Annotated in this window: 7 protein-coding genes; all 7 read left to right on the forward strand. The window is 66.1% G+C overall.

Annotated elements, in window-relative coordinates:
• The coding region (locus VGC18_RS02200) for an MraY family glycosyltransferase (RefSeq protein ID WP_331093766.1) at positions 1 to 1,212 on the forward strand (1,212 nt) is incomplete at its 5' end.
• Positions 1,209 to 1,682 carry a hypothetical protein gene (locus VGC18_RS02205; RefSeq protein WP_331093767.1) on the forward strand — a complete coding sequence of 158 codons (474 nt, stop codon included), beginning with the start codon at positions 1,209 to 1,211 and terminating at the stop codon, positions 1,680 to 1,682. The genes VGC18_RS02200 and VGC18_RS02205, both read left to right, overlap by 4 nt.
• A 100-nt stretch (positions 1,683 to 1,782) precedes the next feature.
• Positions 1,783 to 2,577, forward strand: coding sequence for a F0F1 ATP synthase subunit A (gene atpB, locus VGC18_RS02210; RefSeq protein WP_331093769.1), 795 nt, complete (start codon positions 1,783 to 1,785; stop codon positions 2,575 to 2,577).
• A 47-nt stretch (positions 2,578 to 2,624) separates the two neighbouring features.
• On the forward strand, positions 2,625 to 2,864 hold the full coding sequence (gene atpE, locus VGC18_RS02215) for an ATP synthase F0 subunit C (RefSeq protein WP_331093771.1): 240 nt from the start codon (positions 2,625 to 2,627) through the stop codon (positions 2,862 to 2,864).
• On the forward strand, positions 2,864 to 3,427 hold the full coding sequence (locus tag VGC18_RS02220; RefSeq protein WP_331093773.1) for a F0F1 ATP synthase subunit B: 564 nt from the start codon (positions 2,864 to 2,866) through the stop codon (positions 3,425 to 3,427). Before atpE ends, VGC18_RS02220 begins: the two co-directional genes overlap by 1 nt.
• Before the next feature lies 1 nt (position 3,428).
• Positions 3,429 to 4,223, forward strand: a complete 795-nt coding sequence (locus tag VGC18_RS02225; protein WP_331093775.1) for a F0F1 ATP synthase subunit delta — start codon at positions 3,429 to 3,431, stop codon at positions 4,221 to 4,223.
• Between the two features lie 49 nt (positions 4,224 to 4,272).
• Positions 4,273 to 5,673: F0F1 ATP synthase subunit alpha (gene atpA / locus VGC18_RS02230; protein ID WP_331093777.1), on the forward strand; the 1,401-nt coding region annotated here is incomplete at its 3' end.

The following is a 5,673-nucleotide window of genomic DNA, read 5'->3' on the forward strand; positions in this document are numbered from 1 at the left end:
CGGCTCGGCATGAGGTTCCGGCTCTATCCGGCCATCCGCGCCCGCGACGTCCACAAGCGCCCGACGCCGCGCCTCGGCGGCATCGCGATGTTCATCGGGATCGTCGTCTCCTTCGCCGTGGCGTCGCAGCTGCCGCAGTTCCACCTCATCTTCGCCAATCCCGGCCCCATCTTCGCCATCCTCGGCGCGGCCCTCATCATCATGCTCATCGGCGTCGCCGACGACATCTGGGACCTCGACTGGACGACGAAGCTGGCTGCGCAGATCCTGGCGGCCGGACTGCTGGCCTGGCAGGGGGTGCAGCTGACCCAGCTGCCGATCCCCGGCGGGATCATGGTGCTCTCGTCCTACGCGGGACTCGTCATCACCGTTCTCGCCGTGGTGCTGGTGATGAACGCCATCAACTTCATCGACGGCCTGGACGGGCTCGTGGCCGGCGTGACCATCATCGCCAACGGCGTCTTCTTCGTCTACAGCTACATCCTCGCCCAGCGGCTGGCGCAGACGGAGTACTTCAACCTCGCCTCGCTCATCACCGCGGTGCTCATCGGCGCCTGCGTCGGCTTCCTGCCGCTGAACTGGCATCCGGCCAAGCTCTTCATGGGCGACGCCGGCGCGCTGCTCGTCGGCCTGCTCATGGCGACCTCCGCCATCTCCGTCACCGGCCAGGTGGACGTGGGGCAGCTCACCTATGCGAAGCAGTTCATCCCGGCGTTCATCCCGATCCTGCTGCCCTTCGCCATCCTCATCATCCCGCTGCTCGACTTCGCCCTGGCCGTCTTCCGGCGGCTGCGGGCGGGCAAGTCGCCGTTCACGGCCGACCGCAAGCATCTGCATCACCGGCTGCTCGACCTCGGGCATTCGGACGTGCGCGCCGTGCTGATCTTCTACGCCTGGACCGGCGTCGTCGCGATCGGCTGTCTGCTCTTCCTGTTCCGGATTCCCGCGCCGCTCGCCGTGGCTTTCGTCGCCGTCGGCCTCGTGGTGTGTGCGTGGTTCACGCTCGCGCCGCTGACCAAGCGCAAGGCGGTCGAGGTGGCCGTCCAGTCGGCCAGCCCGGACGAGGCGGAGCAGGCGGATGCCAGCCGCTTCGATCCCCTGGACGCGGCGGCGAACACGACCGTCCTCCCCCCGGACACCAGGCACGATGCCGACATCGAGGAGGCCCAGTCGGCCGCCCTCGAGACCCTCAACAAGAAGGACAACCCATGAGCGCCGTGCCCATTCTCCAGCGGATCCTCGCGCTCGGCGGTCTCCTCGCCGCCGCGATCGCGATCGTCGGCTCGGTGATCGGTTTCCTCGTGGCCGGAGGCGTCGGGATCGTCAGCGCGCTCATCGGCACCGCGATGGCCGTCGTCTTCCTCGGCATCACCGCGGCGAGCATCGTCCTGGCGACCCATGTGGCCAAGGGGCAGCTGCTCAGCGGCGCCTTCTTCGGCATCGTCATGGGAGCCTGGCTGCTCAAGTTCGTGGTGTTCATCGTGCTGCTGATCGTCCTCAAGGACCAGTCCTGGGTGCAGACCACCGTGCTCTTCCTGTCGCTGGTCGTCGCGATCGTCGGGACGCTCGTCGTCGACGTGGTGGTGATCGCCCGTTCGCGGCTTCCCTACGTGAGCGACCTGCCGGCGGCGCCCTCCGCCTCCGACGCTTCCGTCCCCCCGGAACAGGACCTTTTACCCTAGGCTCTCTTGATAAGATAACAATCGAACGTCCCCCCAATTGTTTGCCGCGTGATTGCGCGCCCCGATCCTGGAGATTGCGCTGTTACTTAACGCCCTCGATGTGCTCCATCCCGTTGCCGCCTCCGGTGACGGGGGCTTCGTCGGGCCATCGATCAATGAGTTCTTTCCGAAGCCCGTGCTGTTCGTCGGCACCCCGTTCGAGCTGAACCGGATCATGATCATCCGGCTGATCGTGCTCGTCGCGATCATCCTCTTCTTCTGGCTGACCACCCGCCGGATGAAGCTCGTGCCCGGCCGTGCCCAGAACATCGCGGAGATGGGCCTCGACCTCGTGCGGGTCAACATCGCCGAGGACCTGCTCGGCAAGAAGGACGGCCGCAGGTTCCTTCCTCTGCTGACCACCATCTTCTTCATGGTGCTCGTCATGAATCTCACCGGCGTCGTCCCGCTCCTCAACGTCGCGGGGACCTCGGTCATCGGCGTGCCGCTGCTGCTCGCCGTCATCGCCTATGCCGCGTTCATCTACGCGGGCGTCAAGAAGGGCGCGCTCAAGTTCTTCCGGAACGCGCTGTTCCCCCCGGGGGTGCCCTGGTTCCTCTACATCCTCGTGACGCCGATCGAGTTCGTCTCGACCTTCATCCTCCGGCCGATCACCCTGACGCTCCGACTCCTCATGAACATGATCGTCGGTCACCTCCTGCTGGTGCTGTTCTTCCTGGCGACCTCGTTCTTCTTCTTCCAGGCCGACGGGCTGTTCAAGTTCTTCGGCATCGGAACCTTCGCCTTCGGCATCGTCTTCACCCTCTTCGAGATCCTCATCGCGGTGCTGCAGGCGTACGTCTTCACTCTCCTCACCACGGTCTACATCCAGCTCGCGCTGGCTGACGAGCACTAAACGAGCCGGGCAACCGCCCGATTCACCATCACGGAAGGAAACACAACGTGGACACCACAACTGTCGCCGCCATCAGCGGAAACATCGCGACGGTCGGCTACGGCCTCGCGGCCATCGGCCCGGCAATCGGAGTCGGTTTCGTCGTCGGAAAGACCATCGAATCGGTAGCGCGCCAGCCGGAGCTGCAGGGTCGCCTCACGGTGCTCATGTACATCGGTATCGCATTCACTGAGGCGCTCGCCTTCATCGGCATCGCCACGTACTTCATCTTCACCGCGGGCCAGTAATGCTCCCGGCACTTCTCGCAGCGGCCGAGGAGCAGCACAATCCGCTGCTCCCCGAGACCCCAGACCTGGTTTGGGGCACCATTGTCTTCGTTCTCCTGCTCGCTTTCTTCTGGTGGAAGATCCTTCCCTCCGTGAAGAAGACCCTCGACGCCCGCACCGAGGTGATCGAGGGTGGCATCAAGAAGGCCGAGAACGCCCAGGCCGAGGCCTCCGCGGCGCTCGACCGGTACAACGAGCAATTGGCCGAGGCCAGGGCGGAGGCCGCGAAGATCCGCGACCAGGCTCGTCAGGACGGCGTCAGGATCCTCAACGAACTGAAGGAGCAGGCCTCCATCGAGGCCGCCCGCATCACGGCGAACGCCTCCGTGCAGATCGAGGCGGAGCGCCAGGCGGCGCTCGTCTCGCTGCGCGCGGAGGTCGGCTCGCTCGCGATCGATCTGGCCTCCGGCGTCATCGGGCAGAGCCTCTCCGACGACAAGACGGCCGCACGGCTGGTCGATCAGTTCCTCGCCGAGTTGGAGGCGTCCGAACAGGATGCCTCAGAAGAGAAGTCGAGCAAATAACATGGGTTCAGCGACCAGGGGTGCGCTTGCGGCGGCGAGGGCGGAGCTGTCCTCCCTCGGCAAGGTCGATCTGGCGATGGCGGAGGAGCTCTTCTCCGCCGGCAGGATCATCAACGAGTCATCGCAGCTCGTCTCGATCCTCACCGACCCGTCCGTCGCTGCCGCCCGCAAGCAGCAGGCGCTGGAGGCGGTGTTCGGCGACGGGCTCGGGGCGAAGAGCCTGACCCTGCTCGGCGTCGTCGTCAGCCACAGCTGGTCCCGTCAGGACGACCTGCTCGCGGCCATCGAGGAGCTGGGCCTTCGGGCCGCGGCGGAATCGGCACCGGCGTCGGCGAACATCGACGGCGAGCTGTTCGCCTTCGGCGCCGCGGTGAGCTCCGACGCGGCGCTCGAGCTAGCGGTCGGCAGCAAGCTCGGCGGCGTCGACTCCAAGCTGGCGCTCATCGACTCCCTGCTCGCGAAGAAGGTCACGGCGCAGACCCTCGCCATCGTGCGTCACCTGGTGCAGCAGCCCCGTGGTCGTCGGATCGGCGAGCTGCTGAACACCGCAGCATCCATCGTCGCCGATCAGGCCGGGCTGTCGCTGGCGACCGTGACGAGTGCGACCCCCATCGCACCGGAGCAGCTCGGACGCCTGCAGCAGGGACTGGCGAAGAGCTTCGGTCGCGAACTCAAGATCAACCTCATCGTCGATCCGGACATCATCGGCGGGCTGCGTGTTCAGGTCGGCGACGACGTGATCGATGGCAGCGTCGCCAGCAAGCTCAAAGAACTCAGACTTCAACTCGCCAGGTAAGGCGACCTCAGACCCGAAGCCCACCGCTTCGCGAAGACAAGGAAACAAGATGGCAGACCTAACGATCAGCCCCGATGAGATCCGCAACGCGCTCAAGGATTTTGTCACGTCATACGACCCGGCGACCGCCTCCAAGACCGAGGTCGGCTACGTCATCGACGCCGCGGACGGCATCGCCCACGTGCAGGGTCTGCCCGGCGTCATGGCCAACGAGCTCATCCGTTTCGCCGACGGCACCCTGGGACTGGCCCAGAACCTCGACGAGAACGAGGTCGGCGTGATCGTGCTCGGGGAGTTCGACGGCATCGTCGAAGGCCTCGAGGTGACCCGCACCGGCGACGTGCTGTCCGTGCCCGTCGGCGACGATTACCTCGGCAGGGTCGTCGATCCCCTCGGCAACCCGATCGACGGTCTCGGCGAGATCAAGGAGGAGGGTCGTCGCGCGCTCGAGGTGCAGGCCCCCGGCGTCATGCAGCGCAAGTCCGTCCACGAACCCATGCAGACCGGCATCAAGGCGATCGACGCCATGATCCCGATCGGCCGCGGCCAGCGCCAGCTCATCATCGGTGACCGCCAGACCGGCAAGACGGCGATCGCGATCGACACGATCATCAACCAGAAGGCGAACTGGGCATCCGGCGACGTCACGAAGCAGGTCCGCTGCATCTACGTCGCCATCGGCCAGAAGGGCTCGACCATCGCCTCGGTGAAGGGCGCGCTCGAGGATGCGGGAGCCATGGAGTACACGACCATCGTCGCGTCCCCGGCCTCCGACCCCGCCGGCTTCAAGTACCTCGCTCCGTACACGGGCTCGGCCATCGGCCAGCACTGGATGTACGGTGGCAAGCACGTGCTGATCATCTTCGACGACCTGTCCAAGCAGGCGGAGGCCTATCGCGCGGTTTCGCTGCTCCTGCGTCGCCCGCCGGGACGCGAGGCGTACCCCGGCGACGTCTTCTACCTGCACTCCCGGCTGCTCGAGCGCTGTGCGAAGCTCTCCGACGAGCTGGGCGCCGGGTCGATGACCGGGCTGCCGATCATCGAGACCAAGGCGAACGACGTCTCCGCATACATCCCGACCAACGTGATCTCGATCACCGACGGCCAGATCTTCCTGCAGTCCGACCTCTTCAACGCCAACCAGCGCCCGGCCGTCGACGTCGGAATCTCGGTCTCCCGCGTCGGTGGCGACGCTCAGGTCAAGTCGATCAAGAAGGTGTCGGGAACGCTCAAGCTCGAGCTGGCCCAGTACCGGTCGCTCCAGGCCTTCGCGATGTTCGCCTCCGACCTCGACCCGGCCAGCCGTCGTCAGCTCGAACGCGGCGCCCGGCTCACCGAGCTGCTGCGCCAGCCGCAGTACTCGCCGTACCCGGTCGAGGAGCAGGTCGTCTCGATCTGGGCCGGCACCAACGGCAAGCTGGACGAGGTCGCCGTCGAGGACGTGCTGCGC

It is taken from the genome of Lacisediminihabitans sp. (genome assembly GCF_036404185.1).
Lineage (GTDB): Bacteria > Actinomycetota > Actinomycetes > Actinomycetales > Microbacteriaceae > Lacisediminihabitans.